The sequence below is a fragment of the Alcaligenes faecalis genome (genome assembly GCF_009497775.1).
GTDB lineage: Bacteria > Pseudomonadota > Gammaproteobacteria > Burkholderiales > Burkholderiaceae_B > Alcaligenes > Alcaligenes faecalis_D.
Genome location: NZ_CP031012.1, coordinates 2757932 through 2777674 on the forward strand (window position 1 = coordinate 2757932; position 19743 = coordinate 2777674).

The 19743-nt window shown below is 57.6% G+C and carries 17 protein-coding genes; 13 read left to right on the forward strand and 4 right to left on the reverse strand.

Going from position 1 to position 19743, the window contains the following annotated elements; all coding sequences use genetic code 11:
• Positions 1-21: 21 nt before the first annotated feature.
• The 8 genes from radC (at position 22) to DUD43_RS12895 (ending at position 9405) form a co-directional block, all read left to right on the forward strand.
• Complete coding sequence (gene radC / locus DUD43_RS12860; RefSeq protein WP_153230600.1) at positions 22-693, forward strand: RadC family protein; 672 nt, start codon at positions 22-24, stop codon at positions 691-693.
• Between the two features lie 93 nt (positions 694-786).
• Positions 787-1629: a MurR/RpiR family transcriptional regulator gene (locus DUD43_RS12865; RefSeq protein WP_153230601.1), complete on the forward strand. Its 843-nt coding sequence runs from the start codon at positions 787-789 to the stop codon at positions 1627-1629.
• A gap of 341 nt (positions 1630-1970) precedes the next feature.
• Complete coding sequence (locus tag DUD43_RS12870) at positions 1971-3389, forward strand: MFS transporter (protein WP_153230602.1); 1419 nt, start codon at positions 1971-1973, stop codon at positions 3387-3389.
• 38 nt (positions 3390-3427) lie between these two features.
• On the forward strand, positions 3428-4105 hold the full coding sequence (locus DUD43_RS12875; protein ID WP_153230603.1) for an aspartate/glutamate racemase family protein: 678 nt from the start codon (positions 3428-3430) through the stop codon (positions 4103-4105).
• A gap of 28 nt (positions 4106-4133) precedes the next feature.
• Complete coding sequence (locus DUD43_RS12880) at positions 4134-5459, forward strand: MFS transporter (RefSeq protein WP_153230604.1); 1326 nt, start codon at positions 4134-4136, stop codon at positions 5457-5459.
• A 352-nt stretch (positions 5460-5811) separates the two neighbouring features.
• A complete protein-coding gene (locus DUD43_RS12885; protein WP_003802796.1) occupies positions 5812-6078 on the forward strand; it encodes a type B 50S ribosomal protein L31 in 267 nt (88 codons plus the stop codon).
• A gap of 135 nt (positions 6079-6213) precedes the next feature.
• Positions 6214-7974: an ArnT family glycosyltransferase gene (locus tag DUD43_RS12890; protein WP_153230605.1), complete on the forward strand. Its 1761-nt coding sequence runs from the start codon at positions 6214-6216 to the stop codon at positions 7972-7974.
• Positions 7975-7983: 9 nt separating this feature from the next.
• Entirely contained in the window at positions 7984-9405 is a 1422-nt protein-coding gene (locus DUD43_RS12895) for an MATE family efflux transporter (protein ID WP_153230606.1), read from the forward strand.
• Between the two features lie 270 nt (positions 9406-9675).
• Here DUD43_RS12895 and DUD43_RS12900 read toward each other — a convergent pair whose 3' ends face one another.
• The 3 genes from DUD43_RS12900 to DUD43_RS12910 all read right to left on the reverse strand — a co-directional run bounded on the left by DUD43_RS12900 (position 9676) and on the right by DUD43_RS12910 (position 13015).
• On the reverse strand, positions 9676-10953 hold the full coding sequence (locus DUD43_RS12900; protein ID WP_153230607.1) for a quaternary amine ABC transporter ATP-binding protein: 1278 nt from the start codon (positions 10951-10953) through the stop codon (positions 9676-9678).
• A complete protein-coding gene (locus tag DUD43_RS12905; RefSeq protein WP_009456478.1) occupies positions 10950-11807 on the reverse strand; it encodes an ABC transporter permease in 858 nt (285 codons plus the stop codon). The genes DUD43_RS12900 and DUD43_RS12905 overlap by 4 nt, the downstream gene beginning before the upstream one ends.
• 164 nt (positions 11808-11971) lie before the next feature.
• Positions 11972-13015, reverse strand: a complete 1044-nt coding sequence (locus tag DUD43_RS12910; protein ID WP_153230608.1) for an ABC transporter substrate-binding protein — start codon at positions 13013-13015, stop codon at positions 11972-11974.
• A gap of 186 nt (positions 13016-13201) precedes the next feature.
• Between DUD43_RS12910 and DUD43_RS12915 the strand changes: the two genes are divergently transcribed.
• Entirely contained in the window at positions 13202-13441 is a 240-nt protein-coding gene (locus DUD43_RS12915) for a hypothetical protein (protein ID WP_153230609.1), read from the forward strand.
• Between the two features lie 112 nt (positions 13442-13553).
• Here the strand turns inward: DUD43_RS12915 and DUD43_RS12920 are convergent, their stop codons facing one another.
• Positions 13554-14792 carry a class I SAM-dependent methyltransferase gene (locus DUD43_RS12920; RefSeq protein WP_153231631.1) on the reverse strand — a complete coding sequence of 413 codons (1239 nt, stop codon included), beginning with the start codon at positions 14790-14792 and terminating at the stop codon, positions 13554-13556.
• A gap of 351 nt (positions 14793-15143) precedes the next feature.
• Between DUD43_RS12920 and DUD43_RS12925 the strand changes: the two genes are divergently transcribed.
• The 4 genes from DUD43_RS12925 (at position 15144) to leuS (ending at position 19742) form a co-directional block, all read left to right on the forward strand.
• Positions 15144-16292, forward strand: a complete 1149-nt coding sequence (locus tag DUD43_RS12925; RefSeq protein ID WP_153230610.1) for a Bcr/CflA family multidrug efflux MFS transporter — start codon at positions 15144-15146, stop codon at positions 16290-16292.
• A gap of 140 nt (positions 16293-16432) precedes the next feature.
• Positions 16433-16669: a 50S ribosomal protein L28 gene (gene rpmB / locus DUD43_RS12930; RefSeq protein ID WP_003802782.1), complete on the forward strand. Its 237-nt coding sequence runs from the start codon at positions 16433-16435 to the stop codon at positions 16667-16669.
• A 35-nt stretch (positions 16670-16704) separates the two neighbouring features.
• Complete coding sequence (rpmG, locus tag DUD43_RS12935) at positions 16705-16872, forward strand: 50S ribosomal protein L33 (protein WP_003802781.1); 168 nt, start codon at positions 16705-16707, stop codon at positions 16870-16872.
• 212 nt (positions 16873-17084) lie between these two features.
• Positions 17085-19742 (forward strand): leucine--tRNA ligase, encoded by a 2658-nt coding sequence (gene leuS, locus DUD43_RS12940; protein ID WP_153230611.1) that lies wholly within the window; start codon positions 17085-17087, stop codon positions 19740-19742.
• Position 19743: the final 1 nt, after the last annotated feature.

A 19743-nucleotide genomic window follows, 5' to 3' on the forward strand; every position in this document is an offset into this window, starting at 1 on the left:
TACCGCATTTTAGCGTTTCTTATGGCCACATCCACTTTACGCCGCCAAGGGCCCCGTGAGCGCATGTTGGCGCACGGCCCTGCCTGCCTGAGCACCCCGGAACTGCTGGGTATTGTCCTGCGCACCGGGACGCGTGGGCGCAATGCTGTCGAGCTGGGCCAGATGTTGCTTGAACATTTTAACGGACTCAAAGGATTATTATCGGCCGATGCGTCTGCCCTGCGTCAGCTGGACGGAATCGGCCCGGCCAAATGCTCGGAACTGTTGGTTATCCGGGAACTGCAACGCCGCTGTGCCCTGGAATCGCTGACGGACCTGCCTTTGCTGAATCAGGCAGACAAGGTGCGCGAATATTGTCTTGCCCATATTGGACATTTGCCCGTGGAGCACTGCCTGGCCCTGTTTCTGGACAATCAGCTGCGACTGATCTGCGCCGAGGAAATCAGCCGGGGCACAGTCAACCAGGCCTCGGTCTACCCCCGGGAGATCTTGCGCGCAGCCCTGCGTCACCACAGCTGCGCCATTATTCTGGCGCACAACCACCCTTCAGGCGCAGCCTATCCCAGCGCTTCCGATATCCGGCTCACGCGGCACATACGTCAGGCGCTGGCTTTGGTGGATATCCGTTTGCTGGATCACATTATTGTTACGCCCAGCCAGACCGTCTCCATGGCCGAGCGCGGGGATCTGTAAACAATTCGGTCCGGCGAGGACGGCCGGATTTTTGATACAGTTCCATGAGCCTCCCCGTAAAATCCAGAACACACTACAAGAGTACGGAACGCCATGTCTGATCCCGCCGTGAAGTCCTTTGTTGGACGCGTACGTGACATTCTTCACGATCTATCCCCATCAGAGCGACGTCTGGCGGAATTTGCCCTGGATTTTCCGGGAGATCTGGCCGGCTACACCGCCTCAGAGCTGGCTTCGCTGGCCAATGTGTCCAATGCAACGGTTACCCGCTTTATTCGACGCCTGGGCTATAGCAATTACGAAGCCGCCCGCAAGCAAGTGCGCTCCGAAAAGAAGGCAGGCTCGCCCCTGCTGCTGGCCGCGACCGAGACAGAGGCCGAGCGCTCGCTGGCCACGCATTTGCAGCAAAGCCAGAACAATCTGGCCTCTACCTATAGACGCATTCCCGATTCGCTGCTGAAAGAAATCGCCCAGGCCATGCTGGGCGCGCGGAAAGTGTGGGTACTGGGATTTCGATCCAGCCATGCTCTGGCCAATTACTTTCGCTGGCAGTTGCTGCAAATCGTCCCTGAGGCCCAACTGATTCCCGGTCCTGGCGAGACCATGGGGGAGCATCTGGCCGGTATACATGCCGACGATGTGGTGGTGATGTTTGCCCTGCGTCGCCGGGTACGCAATATGGAGCAGCTGATTGGGCAAATGGCGCAACTGAACCCGAATGTGCTGCACATCACTGACCAGCTCAGCCCGGAAAAAAGCGCCTGTCGCTGGACCCTGCGCTGTGATGTGCAATCGCCCGGTGTGCTGGATAACCACGTGGCGGTGATCGGGCTGTGCCATTTGATCCTGAGCCAGGTGATGGATCAGGCCGGACCTGCCGGGCGTCGTCATCTGGGTCTGGTGGAGGCTTTCCACGACAGCTTTCTGGAGCTGTAGATCACGGTATCTGCATCGGCAGCACCAATAGAGACAGAGACAGAGACAGAGACAGAGACAGAAACAGAGACAAAGACAGGACAGGACAGGACAGGACAGGACAGGACAGCATCCAGGATAAAACGGGCTCAGCCTATTCAAGGAATCGAATAAGGATCATACGCGAACTGCGATGATCCTTTTTTTATCAAAAACCCTTTTATATCAACACCCTGCGCCACCACCCCGCAGACACTGCAAAATCTTTCTCGTTTACCCTAGTTTTGAAAAGATTTTTTCATATCAATAATGATTGAAAAAATAATGTTGGGGCCGCATACGCCCTGGAACGAGGAGAAACCATGTCTAGCAAGCAACAAACCTTGCCAGCCGACACCGGGCAGGCACAGGCCAGTTCTACGGCCAACAATCATACGGTTCAGCAGCAACTGGAAAACTCGCTGGAAACCATAGGCGTCACCAACTCGCACCGCAAAGTGCTGGCCCTGATTTTGCTGGGCGTGCTGTTTGACGTGCTGGAGCAAAATGCCGTGGGCCTGGTCGGCCCGCTGCTACAGCAACACTGGGGGCTGACGCCGCGTGATGTCGGGTTTCTGAACACCCTGACCTTCGCCGCTGCCGCTCTGGGGCGCTTGCTATCGGGCTATATCGCGGACCACTACGGTCGCCGTGTCATGCTGACCATCAACCTGGCCCTGTTCACGCTGGGCGCGCTGATCTGCGCCCTTGCCCCCAGCTACTGGGTACTGGGCCTGGGTCGCATGATTGTGGGCTTTGGTCTGGGTGGCGAGATCTCGATTGCCGTCACCATGCTGGCCGAATTCTGCTCCTCGCGCTTTCGCGGCACGGCCGTCGGCACGATCAACGTCGCCGGTGGCGGTTTGGGCAATATGTTGGCCCCGGCCTTCGGCTTGTTGGTCTTTACCCTCTTTCCCGGCCCTGAAAGCTGGCGCTGGGTATTTGGCCTGCTGGTCATGCCTGCCTTCATGGTGTTGTTCTATCGTCGCTACATTCCTGAAACACCCCGTTTTCTGGTGTCGCAAGGGCGTATTGACGAGGCCAATCAGGTTCTGAATATTCTGGCCTCGGGCAAGCTGGGCCGCCACGTTGCCAATCCCTATCCTTATTTGCACAGCGGCCCGCAAGCACAAAAAGCAGAGCGGGTACGTTTGAGCGAGATTTTCCAAGGCCCGCTGGCCATGCGCACTCTGGTGACCGGCATTGCCGTGTGCATGACCTACGGCGCGCAGCTGACAGTTCTGACCCTGATGCCGACCCTGCTGGTGGAGCAAGGCCACTCTTTGGTGAAAAGCTATACCTTCACGATCCTGATGCAGTCGGGCAGCCTGCTGGGGGCCTTGACCGCCTCTTACCTGGGCTCCCGTGTGCCTCGCAAACGCGTCTTCACCTATGGAGCCTTGCTGGCCTGCGCCAGCGGTCTGGCCTTTGGCTTCCTGAGCTTCAATATCTACCTGGTACTGCTGTTCGGCGCAGCCTTCCAGTTCTGCGTGCTTCTGTTGAACACCACGATCTGGATTTTCTCCCCCGAGCTGTATCCCACCCGCGTCCGCGCCTTTGGCACCGCCTTCATTCTGGCGCTGGGCACCTTGGCGGGCGCATTTATTCCTACGCTTAGCGGCTGGGTGCTGGAAGGCTATGGTGTAGCCGGCATGTTCACCTTGATGGCGGGCATGTATGTCACCTTTGCCGCTGTCCTGCAGCTGGCGCCCGAAACCTTCGGTCGCCCTCTGGATACCTGATTCACTTAATAAGCCGTGTTGCTGCGGCCCCTGTATTTATGTCTCATACCGTACTGCTCATCAACCCCAATACTTCCCGTCCCACCACGGACATGATGGTGGCGCTTGCCCAGGCTTGTTTCCAGAGCCTGCAGCGTAGCGACATTCAGGTCCGGGGGCTGACCGCCCCCGAGGGACCGGGCATGTTGACCGAAATGGAGGAACTGGAGCAGGCCGCCGCCATGGCCAGACACCCGCAGGTGTTGGCCCAGGCGCAGGACGCTGATGGTGTCATCGTCGGCGCTTTTGGGGATCCCGGCCTGCAAGCCCTGACTGAACGCGTCACGGTTCCGGTCATCGGCATCGGGCAGGCCTCCATGGAGCAAGCCGCCCGCGCAGGTACGCCTTTTGGCATTGCCACCACCACCCCCGGTCTGGAGCAATCCATTCTGGATCAAGTACAGCGCTATGGCTGGAGCGACCAGTTCTCCGGCCTGCGCCTGACCCCTACCGCCCCGCTGGATCTGGCCCAGGCCCCTGATCGTCAGGATCAGGAACTGGCCGACAGCGTCGTGGCATGTATCGAACAGGACGGTGCCCGCGCCGTCATCATCGGCGGCGGCCCGCTGGCGCAAAGCGCCCAAGCGCTGCAAAGCAGGCTGGCTGTGCCGGTGATCAATCCCATCATTGCTGCCTGCGAGCTTATGGCCGAGCGCCTGCCCCCAGATCAGCCATAACACGCTGTACCACACAAGGAGACACCCCATGACAAGCAGCACCCTTGCGGACGGAGCCCAGGCTTCATCCGCCAGCAAGCAGGAACTGGATCAGATTTACAAGAAAGTGATGTGGCGCATTTTGCCCTTCATCTTCTTGCTTTGGATGCTGGCCTGGATAGACAGGCTCAATATTGGTTTTGCCAAGCTGCAGATGCAGCCCGAATTGGGGTTTTCCGAAACGGTGTACGGCATAGGTGCCGGGATTTTCTTCCTGGGCTACTTCTTTTTTGAAGTACCCAGCAACTGGTTGCTGCTGCGTATTGGTGCGCGCAAGACCCTGGCCCGCATCGCCTTTGGCTGGGGTCTGATCTGCGTGCTGATGATGTTTACCAAAACAGCCGCCTACTTTTATGTGATGCGCTTTTTACTGGGGGCCTTTGAAGCGGGCTTCCAGCCCGGTGTGCTGCTGTTCCTGACTTTCTGGTTCCCGGCCCATCGCCGTGCCAAAGCCTTTGCGGTCTTTATTTCCGCCTCGGCCGTGGCTTCGGTTGTGGGTGCACCACTGGCCGGTTTCATCATGACGCGCCTGCATGGCGTCAATGACTGGTCGGGCTGGCAATGGCTGTTCCTGCTGGAAGGCCTGCCCACGATTTTCGCGGGCATTCTGGCGGTGATGTTCATTGTGGACAGCCCTGAAAAGGCCAGTTGGTTAAGCCAGCGTGAAAAAGACCTGATCAAGCAGGAGCTGGTACTGGACGCCAAGGCCGCAGGGCCGCGCGAGCACAGCTTCAAGAAAGCCCTGGGCAATGCCGATCTGTGGACTCTGACCCTGATGTTCTTTGGCATCGTGGCCGCCAACTCCACGCTGGCCTTTTTTGCCCCTACCCTGGTGCGCTCGCTGGGCCCGACCGATCCGCTGCAGGTTGGTTTGCTGGTCGGTCTGGTCTATGTCTTTGGGGCGATTTTCCAGCTGGCGCTGGGCTTTAGTGCCGACCGTCGCCGCGAAGCCCGACTGCACACGGGGATTCCGGTCATCATCGGCGCCATCGGTCTGGCTGGCGTGGGTCTGTTCCTGGGTAACAATACGACCATGGCCTTCATCAGCCTGATCATTGCCGTGTCCGGCACCATGGGTTGCATTCCGGTGTACTGGCAATTGCCCAACGCCGTCCTGGCAGGCTCGGCAGCCGCGATTGGCGTGGCCTTCATCAACTCGGTAGCCAACCTGGCCGGTTTTGGCGCGCCCTTCATGTTGGGTGCCCTGAAAGACGCCAGCGGTAATTTCCAAAGCGGTTTGTGGATTATTGCGGCGCTGGAGCTGGCCGTCGGCATCTGGATTCTGTCTTTCCGCAAGCGCAAACAGGTAGCCTGAAGCCCTTATTAATCAGCAAGCAAGGCCCCGAAATCTGGCAATCTACGGGTTTCGGGGCCTGCTTCACGATCCTTAGGTGGCTTCTTGTTGCACTTGTGCCGCGCTTTTACGGAGTTTTCTTTGAAAAGCGGCGGCTCGATGCTAAAATTTCAGGCTTCATCGGATACGTGGCAAAAAGTCTTTAGGCATTATTCAATCGGGCGGGATTTAAAAAATCCAAACCCGGTTAAAAAAACAGCCCTCTAGCTTTTTAGTGCCGGTATTTACAAGATTGGAAATCTGCCCTGTGCAGCTTTGTTTTTGTAAATACGCGCCTTGCTGGCGGTCCTTATTTGTCAAAACAGGAATCATCATGAAAGAAGGCATTCACCCAGAATACCGTGACGTGGTGTTTCTGGACCTGCAAACGGGCAACTCCTTTATCACCCGTTCCACTGTCCAGACTCGCGAAACCACCGAAAAAGACGGTAAGACCTACCCACTGTTCAAGTGTGACGTGACGTCCGAGTCGCACCCCTTCTACACGGGCGCTCAAACCCGTATCGTGGAAACTGGCCGCGTTGAAAAATTCCGCGCCCGTTTTGCCCGTACGGCTGGTACCGTCAAGAAAGGCGAATAAGCTCTCTTTCGCGACATACCGCGTTCAGCGCAAAAAAGGCAGCTTCGGCTGCCTTTTTTTTAGCGTACATTTCCCGGCCAAGGCGCCCCCTTTGCATTAAGATAGGGCGAATCAACAGACTGTTTTACCCTAGACGTGTCATCCAGCCTCATACCCACCTCCACCCCTGCCCGCCTGACTGCTACCGCTGCCGTCAAACTTCCCCGACTGGTCCTGCTTGTTGTAGGGACTATTTACATTCTTGCGGGTCTGTTTTTCCGTGATCCCTGGAAGGCAGACGATGTCATCGGGCTTGCAACCATGCTTACCGCTTTGTCTGATCCCAGCGGTCAGGCCTTGCTGTTGCCGCAGGTGGGCGATCTGGCGCATGCCCAGGATGGGCCGCTGACCACCTGGCTGGGTGCCCTGTTCATTACGCTGTTTGCGCCGCTGCTCAAACTGTTTACCTCCGAGCTGAACGCCAATATTGTGGCGTCCCGCCTGCCCAACCTGCTGTGGTTCGGCACGCTGGCAGCGTCGGTCTGGCACAGCGCTTATTGGCTGGCCCGTCGTCCTGAAGCTCAACCGCTGCGCCTGCCCTTTGGGGGCGAGCCCTCGCCCACGGCCTATGGGCGCATGATTGCCGATGCCACCTTGCTGCTGACGGTGGCTACGGTCGGCATTCTCTGGCGCATGCACGAAACCTCGGAAGTGCCGGCCATCATCGCCTTCCAGGCACTGGCCCTGTACAGCCTGGTGCGCATGTTTGACCGTCCGGCTTCCGGTGCGATCCTGCTGGGCCTGTCTTTGGGTGCCTGCTTCCTGACCCGTGGCTGGCTGGGCGCTGGCCCCATCATGCTGGGCACCGTGCTGTGCTTCATTCCACGCGGCCCCTTGCGCCAGCACAGCCAATGGCTGGCCCTGAGCGCCGTGCTGACACTGGCCATCATCATGGCCTGGTGGATTCCCGCCAAGCGCGTCAGTGTGTACTGGACTGAACAGTGGCGTCTGTGGCATCTGGCTGCCTGGGGATGGGCCGGTTTCAAAGAACAACTGAATAATCTGCGCGACTTGCTGTGGTTCCTCTGGCCCACCTGGCCTTTGGCAGTGCTGGCGCTGTGGCAATGGCGCAACTGGTTCAAGGCCCCGCATATTTATGTACCGACCATCAGCCTGCTGGTCCCGCTACTGAGCCTGCTGTTTATCCGCGATGCCTTCGAGCCTGAATACGCCTTGCTGGTCGTGCCCTGCGCCATCCTGGCGGCTTTCTCGCTACCTACCTTGCGTCGTGGCGTAGTCAATACGCTGGATTGGTTTGCCATCATGTGCTTCTCGCTGACGGCAACCACGGTCTGGCTGGGCTGGATTGCGCAGCAAACCGGCTGGCCTCGTCAGATTTCGCACAATATCGCTCGCCAGACTCAAGGTTATGACACCTTTATCTCCTGGCCGGTGATGATTATTGCTGCGCTGGGCACACTGGCCTGGATCGCACTGGTGCGCTGGCGCCTGTCCACCAACCCGCCAGGACTGCTGCGTGGCACAGTCTTGTCCGCCGGTGGTCTGATTACAACCTGGCTCTTGCTGGTTACCCTGTGGATGCCCTCGCTGGACTACGTACGTAGCTACCGGGACGTATCGGGCGAACTGTCCGCGGCCCTGCACGAACACAGGCAGCCCGGCGAGTGCCTGCGCTCCTGGGGCCTGGGCTCGGGACAACGCGCCTCCTTCCTGGTGTTCAACAACATCAATATCAATTTCGACAACCGCTGCTCTTTGGTGCTGGAACAGTTCTCCCTGCGCGACCTGCAAGATGGCAAGGCCCCCATTCCTGACAATGCGGTCCAGCTCTGGCAAGGTAAACGCGGGCCAGATCGTCACGAGGCTTTCCGTCTGCTGCGAGTGCAAGCTCAGTAAGTTTCAATCATGTCCTCCGTGTTTCATCACAACTGGAAAGGCCAGGCAGGTCAGATCCTGCGCCAGGCCTGGCCTGTGCTGGTCGGCTCCTGGGCGGGTATCGCCTTCGGGGTGCTGGATACCGTTATGGTCGGCCACAGCAGTCCCATCGACTTGCAGGCCATGGGCCTGGGCGTCTCCATTTACATCACCGTCTTTATTGGCTTGATGGGCGTCATCCACGCCCTGATCCCCATCATTGCGCAGCAATTTGGCGCGCGCCGCCTGACTGAAGTGGGTCGCTGGTGGGGGCAAGGCGTGTGGCTGGCCCTTTTGCTGACCCTGATCGGCACCCTGGCGCTGGCCTTTCCCAATATATGGCTAAGCTGGTCGGGCGATTTGAGCCCTGAAGTTCACGACCGGGTGACCTGGTATTTGCGCAGCCTGATTCTGGCCCTGCCCGCCTCCCTGGTATTCCGAACGATTTATTGTCTGGGCACGGCCACCTCCCGCCCCAAGGCTGTCATGCTGATCAATCTGTTCAGCGTAGCCTTCAAAGCTCTGTTCAACTGGATGCTGATTTTCGGGAAATTCGGTTTGCCAGCCATGGGGGCTGTGGGCTCGGGTTTGGCGACTACAGTAGTTTCCTGGCTAATGCTGGCCGCAGGTCTGTGGCTGCTGCGTACGGATCGCTTCTACAAGCCCTTTAGCTTGCGACTGGGTCTGCCTAGCTGGGCGGCACAGAAAGAACTGCTGCGTCTGGGCCTGCCTATGGGCGGCTCTTACCTGATCGAGATCTGCGCCTTCAGCTTCATGGCTTTGCTGGTGGCCCGCGAAGGGGTGTTTGCTTCTGGTGCGCATCAGATCATGGCCAATCTGGCAGCCGTGTGCTTTATGGTGCCCATGGCCGTGGGTGTTGCCGCGGCATCGGTCAGCGCTCAGGCCATTGGTGCGGGGCAGTATCACCGTGCCCGCCATGTTGGGATGCTAAGTCTGGGGATTGTGCTGGCCGGGGTCACGCTGACGATCAGCCTGCTGGTTCTGCTGCGTCCAACCTTGGCCAATGCCTATACCGACGATGCCGACGTGGCCCTGCGCGCCCTGCTCTTGCTGCAACTGCTGCCCTTCTTCCACTTCTGCGATGCATTCCAGTGCCTGATTTCCTATCTGCTGCGCGCCTATAAAGTGGCTTTTGTTCCCATGCTGCTGCAGTTCTTTGCCCTGAGCGTGCTGGGTCTGGGCGGTGGCTGGTGGTTAGGGTTTGGACCTGCTGCCGGATCGTTGGAAGGAGTGATTCAGTGGCTGGCTCCGGGTGCACCTGTGGGTGCAGCCAGCTTGTGGACCATGTCCAGCCTGGGCCTGGGGGCTTCGGCCTTGCTGCTGCTGTTCTGGTACAGCCATATTCTGCGTATCTACAATCCGGCCAGGCGCAAGACGCGGGTGTCCCAATAAGCAAGACCTAGGGCACTGGCATTCGCTCAGTCCACGGCAGACTCAGACATCCAGATACTGACTGCCCTGTGCCCTTTTGCTCTTTGCTCTTTGCTCTTTGCTCTTTGCTCTTTGCTCTTTGCTCTTTGCTCTTTGCTCTTTGCTCTTTGCTCAGCATCAAAAGCCTAAGGCCAAAATACGGCAAGCCTTCAAAGCGCAAACATATAAAAAAACGGGACCAGTCGAATAACTGGTCCCGTTTTCTTTATCGCCTTACCAAGACAAGGATGCTCAGGCAGCAGGCTTGGTACCTTCACTTGCTTCCACGATCTTGGCGGTATCATCCGGAGCCGACTCTGCAGCCGCATCCGGCGATTCCTCAACCGCATCAATAAGCGGGCTGACCAGATCCACGACCTTGCTACGCGAGAGCAGGCCCAGGAACTCGTCGTTTTCGCCCGTCACGGCCAGAGGCTCGCTGCTACGCAGCAATTGCCCCAAAATTTCATCCAGGCCCATGGTGGCGGGAACCGAACTCATCTCATCCACAAAGCTGGAAATATCCCGTGCCCCTTGCTGCACCGCTTCCTGAGCACTGGAACGCATCAAGACACCGGCCAGACGCTTGCCATCGAGCACAGGCGCATAACGCACGCCCCGCTCGCTCAAACGCTCCAGCGCATGAACAGCACGGGTACGCATGGTGAAAGTCAGCGTCTTGCTGGAATCGCGCACCGCATGGGCAGCGTTCAGCACTTTGCTGCGGTTCACATCCTGCAAGAAAGCCTGCACATAATCGCTGGCAGGCGACAGCAGAATATCCTCGGGCGAACCTTCCTGGATCAGCTCACCATCTTTAAGGATGGCAATCCGGTTACCCAGACGCAGGGCCTCGTCCAGATCATGCGTAATAAACACAATGGTCTTGTTCAGACGGGCTTGCAGTTCCAGCAACTGGTCCTGCATTTCGCGTCGAATCAAGGGATCCAGCGCCGAGAAGGCTTCGTCCATCAGGAGAATGTCAGCATCGGTGGCCAAGGCACGCGCCAGACCCACACGCTGCTGCATACCGCCAGACAGCTGGTGAGGATACTGATTCTCGAAGCCCTGCAGGCCCACCTGCTCCAGCCAGTACGTGGCTTTTTCCTCGCGGGCAGCGCGGCCCATGCCCTGCACTTGCAAGCCATACGCGGCATTTTCCAGTACGGTGCGATGCGGGAACAAACCAAAGCGCTGAAAGACCATGCTGATCTTTTGCTGACGAAACTGCATCAAGGCCTTGCAGTCCAGGCTCATGACGTCCACATCATCAACCAGAATCTGCCCGGCCGTCGGTTCGATCAGACGGTTGAAGTGGCGGATCAGGGTGGACTTGCCCGAACCGGACAAACCCATGATGACGTAAATGCTGCCATGCTCAATGGACAGGCTAATATCACGCAGACCCAGCGTATGGCCGCTCTTGGCCAGCAGCTCGTCCTTGCGGACGCCGTTACGGGCCTCTTCCAGCCAACGCTCGGGTTGGGAGCCAAAGATCTTGTAGATATTGCGAACTTCAATCTTGCTCATGAGGCCTCCCGTGTCTGAAAGCGGCGACCAAATTCTTGCGTGATACGGTCAAACAAGATGGCCAGCAGCACAATACCCAGACCGGCCATCAGGCCACGGCCCACTTGCAGGCGGTTAATGCCTTGCAGCACTTCGTAGCCCAGACCACGCACACCGATCATGGAGGCAATCACCACCATGGCCAGCGCCATCATGGTTGTCTGGTTGATACCGGCCATGATGTTGGGCATGGCCAAAGGCAGTTGCACGCCGTAAAGCTGCTGCCAGCGGTTGGAGCCGAAGGAGCGCGAGGCTTCCAGCACTTCACTGTCGACCAGGCGTATGCCCAGATCCGTCAGACGAATCACCGGCGCAATGGCATAAATAATGGTGGCAATCAGGGCGGCGATCTTGCCCAGGTTGAACAGCATCACCACCGGAATCAGATACACAAAGCTGGGCATGGTTTGCATCACGTCCAGCACCGGCATCATGATGCGGCGCAGCCAGTTGAAGCTGGCCATCAACAAGCCTAGCGGTATGCCTATCAGAACAGACAGGAAGACGGCCACGATCATCAGCGCCAGGGTCTGCATGGCAGCATCCCACAGGCCGATCAAGCCGATAACAAACAACATGGCACCCATGGCCACGGAAAACAGGACGCGGCGGCTGGCAGCCCAGCCCAGCACGACCACCACCAGCACGACGGCCCACCAGGGGCTGCTGCGCAAGATGGACTCCATGAAGACCAGCATGTCCAGCAAAGGCTGGGTCATGGCGCGCAAGGTACTGGAATAATTGGCAACCAGATCACCCACGAACTGATCGATGGGCAAACGTAAGGCGCGCGGATCAATCAACTCAGGAAACATAAAAAACACTCCGTAAAACTCGTGCATGCGGCGCGGGCATGTCGCCCGGCCATGAGCCTGCCGACCACAGAGGGGCCAGGCAGAAAAGCGAGGTACGGCTCAGTGCCCGCACCCTCATGGGGTGCAGTCACCGAGGCCGGCCTCGCCCTACAACATCACGAATACTAAAGAGCGGCTTTTACGCGCTGAGCCACATCCAGCGGCACCCACTTGGACCAGGTGTCCTCGTGCTCTTTCAGGAACCAGTGCGCCACATCCTCGGGCTCACCCTCGGTTTTTTCCATGTGGGCCATGGTGTCGTTCATCAGCTCCAGGGGCATGCTGACATTGGCCAGGAAGGCCGTCAGCTCGGGAGCTTGCTTGGAGAACTCCGTATTCACGGCAGTGAACACCGGATTTTCGGGGTAATCGCTAGGCTCTGGATTGGCACAATCCGGGTCCGTCAGACACCCGTGCTTTTTCTCGTCATAAGCAGGCAGCTCCAGCTTGACCAGATCCATGGAACCCACCAGCGGTGTGGGGTACCAGTAGTAGAACACCACGTTTTCCTTGCGCTGATAAGCGGAGGTCAAGGCAGCCTTCTGCGTGGCACCGGTACCGGGCGAGAACAGAGTGAAGGTATCACCCAGCTTCAGGGCATTGAACAGATTGCCGCTGACCACTTCACAACCCCAACCTGCCGGGCAACCATAGAAACGGCCTTTACCGGGTTCTTCAGGGTCTTTGAATTCATCTTTGAACTTGGGCAAGTCCGCAGCGGACTTCAGTTCAGGCAGGCGCTCGGCGGTGTAGCGTGGAATGAACCAGGCTTCACCACCCATATAAATATCGCCAATACGTTTTACATTTCCCTTGGCTTCAGCCTGTTTCCAGGGATCAGCCACACTGTTGAGCCAGATTTCAGTGTTGACATCCAGGTCGCCTCGCTCCAATGCGGCCAGAGCCGGAAGCGTCTCGACCGAGATGACCTCAGTCTTGCAGCCATAACCCTTGTCAGCGATAAAACGCTCGACTTCAGTCAGGACCAGATTCGATTCCCAATTCATGCCGCCAAAGCGGACAGTGCGGTCCAGTTCGCAGGCAACCGGCGTGGCGGCTTGTGCAGCGGACGACAAACCCAGCAGAACGCTGGTCAGCACGGAGGCTTGAATCAGGGGAAAGCGGTGCAAGCGCGACTTGGCACCGGCGTGAGGGAAGTATGAAGACATGATGCTCCTCCTTGAGTTACTGTGGACGCGTCCTGCATGATCAGTCGGCGCCAAGGCTAAAGGGGTGTGCGGAAGACGATGCTCTTATCGCCAATACATACCTACGTATAGAGCGAGTGCCAGGCACTCACGAAAAACCCGGGACGATGTAGATGGGCAACACCCTTTTTTATACCGTCCTGTGCCTTGACCGAAACAAAACGGCTGGGGCTGGGCTACACCGCGCGGGGCGATGATTTGGTGCGAATAGAACACGCTGTTCAGGCGGCTCTAAATCGAATTGATGAATCTGATAAGGAGGCCATTCTACGGGCCTTTGCAATCAAAAACAAATTCTTACCGCACAAAACCAGCAAATTTCCGAAATATGTCAATGGCGAAAACGCAACAAAACCCTTGTTTGGCGTGGTTTTAGCGATTTTCTAAACTTTTTTTTGTTACTTATTAATTCAGATTTGATTAGGCGACTTGAAACCGGGGCCTGAAAAGACAAATGACAAGGCATAACACCTTGTCATTTGCCCTGCCAAACGGCGCTCTAGCGCTGGTACATATAGTCTCGACGCCACGGATACACCAGGTCTGGGGCGTAATCCAGCTCCTGCGCCCGCCCGGCACTTTGCGCCTGGGCTAGAACCTGATGCAAGGCAATCCAGCCATGCTCAAAGCCCATCGCGCAACCGGCCAGATAAACCCGGTAGGCGCGCAAGGATTTTTGACCTTGCTCGGAATCCAGCGTGGCCTTGGCCTTGTCCAGCTGGCTTTCCAAAGCATCGCTCCAGGCCCACAAGGTGCGCGCATAGTGGGGACGCAGATTTTCAATGTCCAGGCCTTCCAGCCCACCTTCGGCCAGATGACGCAGCACATGACTGATATGGGTCAGCTCGCCACCGGGAAAAATGTATTTCTCGATAAAGTCGCCCATCCCGGCGCCCAACTGGCTATTGTCCACGCCACCTGCGGTAATGCCGTGATTAAGAATCAGGCCACCCGGCTTGACCAGACGGCGCAACTTGTCGAAGTAAGCGCTGAGCTGGGCGCGGCCCACGTGCTCGAACATGCCCACCGAGGCCAGCTTGTCATAAGGCTTGAGTTCATCCAGCTCGCGATAATCCAGCAACATCATGCGGGCCCGGCCCGACAGACCTTTTTGCTCGATCAGCCCGTTCACATAGGCATGCTGGTTACGGGACAAGGTAATGCCTGTCACGTCCACATCGTAGTTTTCAGCCGCCCACATCAGCAGCCCGCCCCACCCGGCTCCCACATCCAGAAAACGCTCGCCCGATTGCAGGCGCAGTTTGCGGCAAATGTGATCCAGCTTGGCTTCCTGAGCCTGCGCCAGCGTCATGTCCGGTTCGCGGTAATAGGCGCAGGAATAGACTCGACGCGGGTCCAGCCACAAGGCATAGAAATCATCCGACAAGTCGTAGTGAAACTGGATCTGCTTGGCGTCCTTTTCCTGGGAATGACGCCACACGGACGTCAGATGCTTGACGATGGAAGTCAGCCAGCCTGCCTGGGCCGCATCCACCGGGGAGCCCGGCAAGATGTCTGCGGCCAGTTGCATCAGATCCCGCATGGAGCCCTCAAAGTCCATACGCCCTTCCACGTAGGCTTCCCCCAACTGCCCGGATTGCCCGGCGGCCAGCTGCGCCAAGGTGGCATTGTCTTTGATGATCAGATGAACCGCTGCATTGGCCGTTCCAACTTGCTCGCCGTTAGGCAAGGTCAGCCGAACCGGGATGCTGAGTTGATCTAATTTGGCCTGGACCATTGATGAAATTGAACTCAACTTCGCCTCCTTGCATGTAAACAAACAAAGATGACAATGTGTCGCCTGTTTCGACACACCGCCCGTAAGCTGTCAATCCTGTAGCCTAATACAATCAGCCCCTGAATCCGTTGCGTCAAAGTCACGAATCACATACTTCACACCTAAAGCACTTATACCGGAATTAGCTTTACCCCATGCTAAACTGCCTGCCTTTGGCCCATTGCATCGGTTTGCATTTGATGCGCGGCACAGGGTAGTGGGTTCAGGCTCTCGGCCAGGATCTGCCCCACCTTAATACTTGGCCCGATGACACGCAACCACTCCCCTGCATTTCCCCCCTGGCTAATCCTGATGGGGCTGCTCACCGCCCTGGGGCCACTGGCCATTGATATGTACCTGCCCGCCTTCCCGGCGATGGCTCAGAGTCTGAACACCTCGGCAGGCATGGTAGAGCGCACGCTGGCTGGTTTCTTGCTGGGTGTGGGCGTGGCTCAGCTGGTCTACGGCCCGATGGCCGACCGCTTCGGGCGCAAACTGCCCCTGCTGCTGGGCGTGCTGATTTTCACCACTGCTTCTTTCTTCTGTGCGCGCGCCAGCGATATTGATGAACTGACCGTCTGGCGCATTGTGCAGGCCTTTGGTGGCGCGGCAGGCATGGCCATTCCCCGCGCCGTGATCCGGGATCGTTTCGAGACCCGTGAAGCCGCCCGCGCCCTGTCCATGCTGATGCTGATCATGGGCGTCATGCCGATTCTGGCCCCGCTGATCGGCGGCCAGATCCTGCTGTTTAGCGACTGGCGCGGCATTTTCTATTTCATGGCCGGTTGTGGGGTGCTCTTGTGGCTGCTGACTTTCTTCACCATGAAGGAGTCCTTGGCCCCCGAACGTGTCCTACCCCTGCAACCCAAACTGATTGCGCATAATTACAGCGCTTTACTGCGTGACCGGCCTTTCATGTTTTATTCGCTGGCCGCCGGTTTCAGTTCTGCGGGCATGTTTGCCTATATCGCCGGATCACCACGCGTCTTTATTGATTTATTTGCCGTCGAGCCGCGCCATTTCGGTTTTTATTTTGGGGCGAATGCCGCCTGTCTGATTGTTTTCTCTCAGGTCAGCGCCCGTTTGCTCAATACCTACAGCCCGCCCACCTTACTGCGCGTAGCGCAGGGACTGCAGGTCATCTTTACCTTGCTGGGTGCCGTTCTGACCCTGCTGGGCGTACTGGACCTGAGCTGGCTGATGGTGACACTGATGGGCTTTATGGCCTGCCAGGGCTTTGTGAACCCCAATTCCGCGGCTCTGGCCCTGACTGAGCAAGGCCACCGTCTGGGAACGGCCTCGGCCCTGATGGGCGCCTTGCAAATGCTGTGTGGTGCGCTGGCCGGTTTTGCCGTCAGCAGCTGGTCCTCGTCCAATGCCTTGCCATTGACTGCCGTATTGGCCAGTTGTGCCGTCTTATCGTGGCTGTTTGGCCGCAACGCAGCAAGGAAAGCACGGTAAAACTTGATCTAAGTGATTTTTCCATATTAGAATAATCTTCTTTGTACCCCAGCACTGGGGTTAACACGATCCTAATTTTACAATCGCCCGCGGCTTTTTTCGTTTAGCGGAGGCTGATTTAGATCTCAAGGGGTATGACCATGGCACGCGTATGCCAAGTGACCGGAAAAGGCCCAATGTCGGGCAACAATGTTTCGCACGCCAACAATAAGACCAAGCGTCGCTTCCTGCCAAACCTGCAGTCCCGTCGTTTCTGGGTTGAAAGTGAAAACCGCTGGGTTCGCCTGCGCGTTTCCGCTAACGCTATCCGCACCATCGACAAGAACGGTATCGACTCCGTTCTGGCCGAAATGCGCTCCCGCGGCGAAAAATACTAAGCTGCGCTTCTTAAACATTTAACCAGGAGCTCATCATGGCAAAAGGTATACGCGAAAAAATCAAACTCGAATCGTCCGCCGGTACGGGTCACTTCTACACCACCACCAAAAACAAGCGCAACATGCCTGAAAAGATGGTGATCAAGAAATTTGACCCCGTCGTTCGCAAGCACGTCGAGTACAAAGAAACCAAGCTGCGTTAATTCGCGCCCCGCTCCTGCAGCGGATTGGTTTTCAAAAAAAGCCCCTGCCCTGCAGGGGCTTTTTTTGCCCTTCACAGGCTGCTGTGACAGGCCTGCCTCCTGTCTGCCATTACGCTCATGCACACTGCCTACCTTGCAGCCGTCCACAGCGAGATTTGCCCCGTATAATGGCGGATACTCCTTTACTTTTGTCTAAAACGGTATTGCCACTCATGCAGGAACGTTACAACCCCAGCGAGGTTGAACAACTCGCTCAGCAAAACTGGACCGATCGGGACGCCTATCGCGCCGTCGAAAACGCCACCGCTCCCGATGGCTCGCTCAAACCCAAGTTTTACGCATGCTCCATGCTGCCCTACCCCAGCGGCAAGCTACACATGGGCCACGTGCGCAACTACACCATCAACGACATGATGGCGCGCCAGCTACGCATGCGCGGTTTTAACGTTCTCATGCCCATGGGCTGGGATGCTTTTGGCATGCCCGCTGAAAACGCCGCCATCAAATCGCAAGTTCCGCCTGCAAAGTGGACTTACGACAACATTGCCTACATGAAAAAGCAGATGCAGGCGATGGGTCTGGCTATCGACTGGTCGCGCGAAATGTGCGCCTGCGATCCCGAGTACTACAAATGGAACCAGTGGCTGTTCCTGAAGATGCTGGAAAAAGGCATTGCCTACCGCAAGACCCAGACCGTGAACTGGGACCCGGTAGACCAAACCGTTCTGGCCAACGAACAGGTTATTGAAGGCCGTGGCTGGCGCTCGGGCGCGCTGGTTGAAAAGCGTGAAATCCCCGGCTACTACCTGCGCATTACCGACTACGCCGAAGAGCTGCTGGACACCGTGAAAACCGGCTTGCCCGGCTGGCCCGAGCGTGTGCGTCTGATGCAGGAAAACTGGATCGGCAAGAGCCAGGGCGTGCGTTTTGCCTTCCCTCACGATATTCGTGACGAGCAAGGCCAACTGATTCAGGACGGTCGCCTCTTCGTGTTCACCACCCGCGTGGACACCATCATGGGCGTGACCTTCTGTGCCGTTGCTCCTGAACACCCGCTGGCTGCCCTGGCTGCCCGCAACAATCCCGAGCTGACGGCCTTTATTGAAGAATGCAAGAAAGGTGGCACCACGGAAGCCGATATGGCTACCCGCGAGAAAGAAGGTCTGCCTACCGGCCTGATCGTCAAGCACCCACTGACTGGCGCCGACGTTCCTGTCTGGGTCGGTAACTACGTCTTGATGAGCTACGGCGACGGTGCCGTCATGGGCGTTCCCGCTCACGACGAACGCGACTTCGCCTTTGCCCTGAAATACCAATTGCCCATTCAGCAAGTGATTGGCGTTGAAGGCAAAGAGTACGACGCCACCCAATGGCAAGACTGGTACGGCGACAAGCAGCAAGGTCAGACCATCAATTCCGGCAAGTACGACGGCCTGACGCACGTCGCTGCCGTGGATGCCATTGCGGCAGACCTGAATGCTCAAGAACTGGGCGAGAAACAAACCACCTACCGTCTGCGCGACTGGGGCATTTCCCGTCAGCGCTACTGGGGCACTCCTATCCCTATCATCCATTGCGATGATTGCGGCCCGGTTCCTGTTCCAGAAAAAGACCTGCCCGTGGTTCTGCCCGAAGAGCTGATTCCCGATGGCAGCGGCAACCCGCTGAACAAGCACGAAGCCTTCCTGAAGTGCGCTTGCCCCGCTTGCGGCAAACCGGCACGTCGCGAAACGGACACCATGGACACCTTTGTGGACTCGTCCTGGTACTTCCTGCGCTACACCACGCCCAAGCTGAACGACTCCATGACCGATCAACGCACCGATTACTGGATGCCCATGGATCAGTACATCGGTGGTATCGAACACGCTGTGCTGCACTTGCTGTACGCCCGCTTCTGGACCAAAGTCATGCGCGACATGGGCCTGGTCAAGATTGACGAGCCCTTCACCCGCCTGCTGTGCCAGGGCATGGTGCTGAACCACAGCTACACCCGCCGCACACCTCAAGGTGGTATCGAATACTTCTGGCCTGAAACTGTCGAAAACGTCTACGACGAAAAAGGCGCGATTATCGGTGCCCGCTTGAAGAGCGATGGTCAGCCCGTGCAGTACAACGGCATTGGCACCATGTCCAAGTCCAAGAACAACGGCGTGGACCCACAGTCCCTGATCGACACGCTGGGTGCCGATACCGCTCGTCTGTTCATCATGTTCGCCAGCCCGCCAGAACAAACACTGGAGTGGTCGGATTCGGGCGTGGACGGGGCCAACCGCTTCCTGCGTCGCCTGTGGGCCTTCTGCTACAGCCACGCCGAAGCCCTGCGTGCCGGTAACGCCCAGGCGACCGACTGGAGCGATCTGGATGCGGCCGCCAAGCGTACCCGCCTGGAAATCCACTCCTTGCTCAAGCAAGCCAATTACGACTACGAACGTATTCAATACAACACCGTAGTTTCGGCTTGCATGAAGATGCTCAACACCCTGGAACAGACTCAATGGGAAGACACGCCTGCTGCACAACGTGCCCTGGCTGAAACCACGTCCATCCTGTTGCGCGTTCTGTATCCTGTGGTCCCACACATCACCTGGCAGTTGTGGCGTGAACTGGGTTGGGCAGACGGTCTGGGCGATATGCTGGATGCCCAATGGCCTGAAGTTGATGAACAAGCCCTGATTGCCGACGAAGTGGAGCTGATGCTGCAAGTCAACGGCAAGCTGCGCGGTTCCCTGGTCGTGCCTCAGGGAGCGGAAAAAGCCGCCATTGAACAAGCCGCAGCCGAACACGCTGCCGTGCTCAAGTATCTGGAAGGCCGCCCCGCCAAGCGCATCATTGTGGTGCCTGGCAAACTCGTTAACGTCGTAGGTTAAT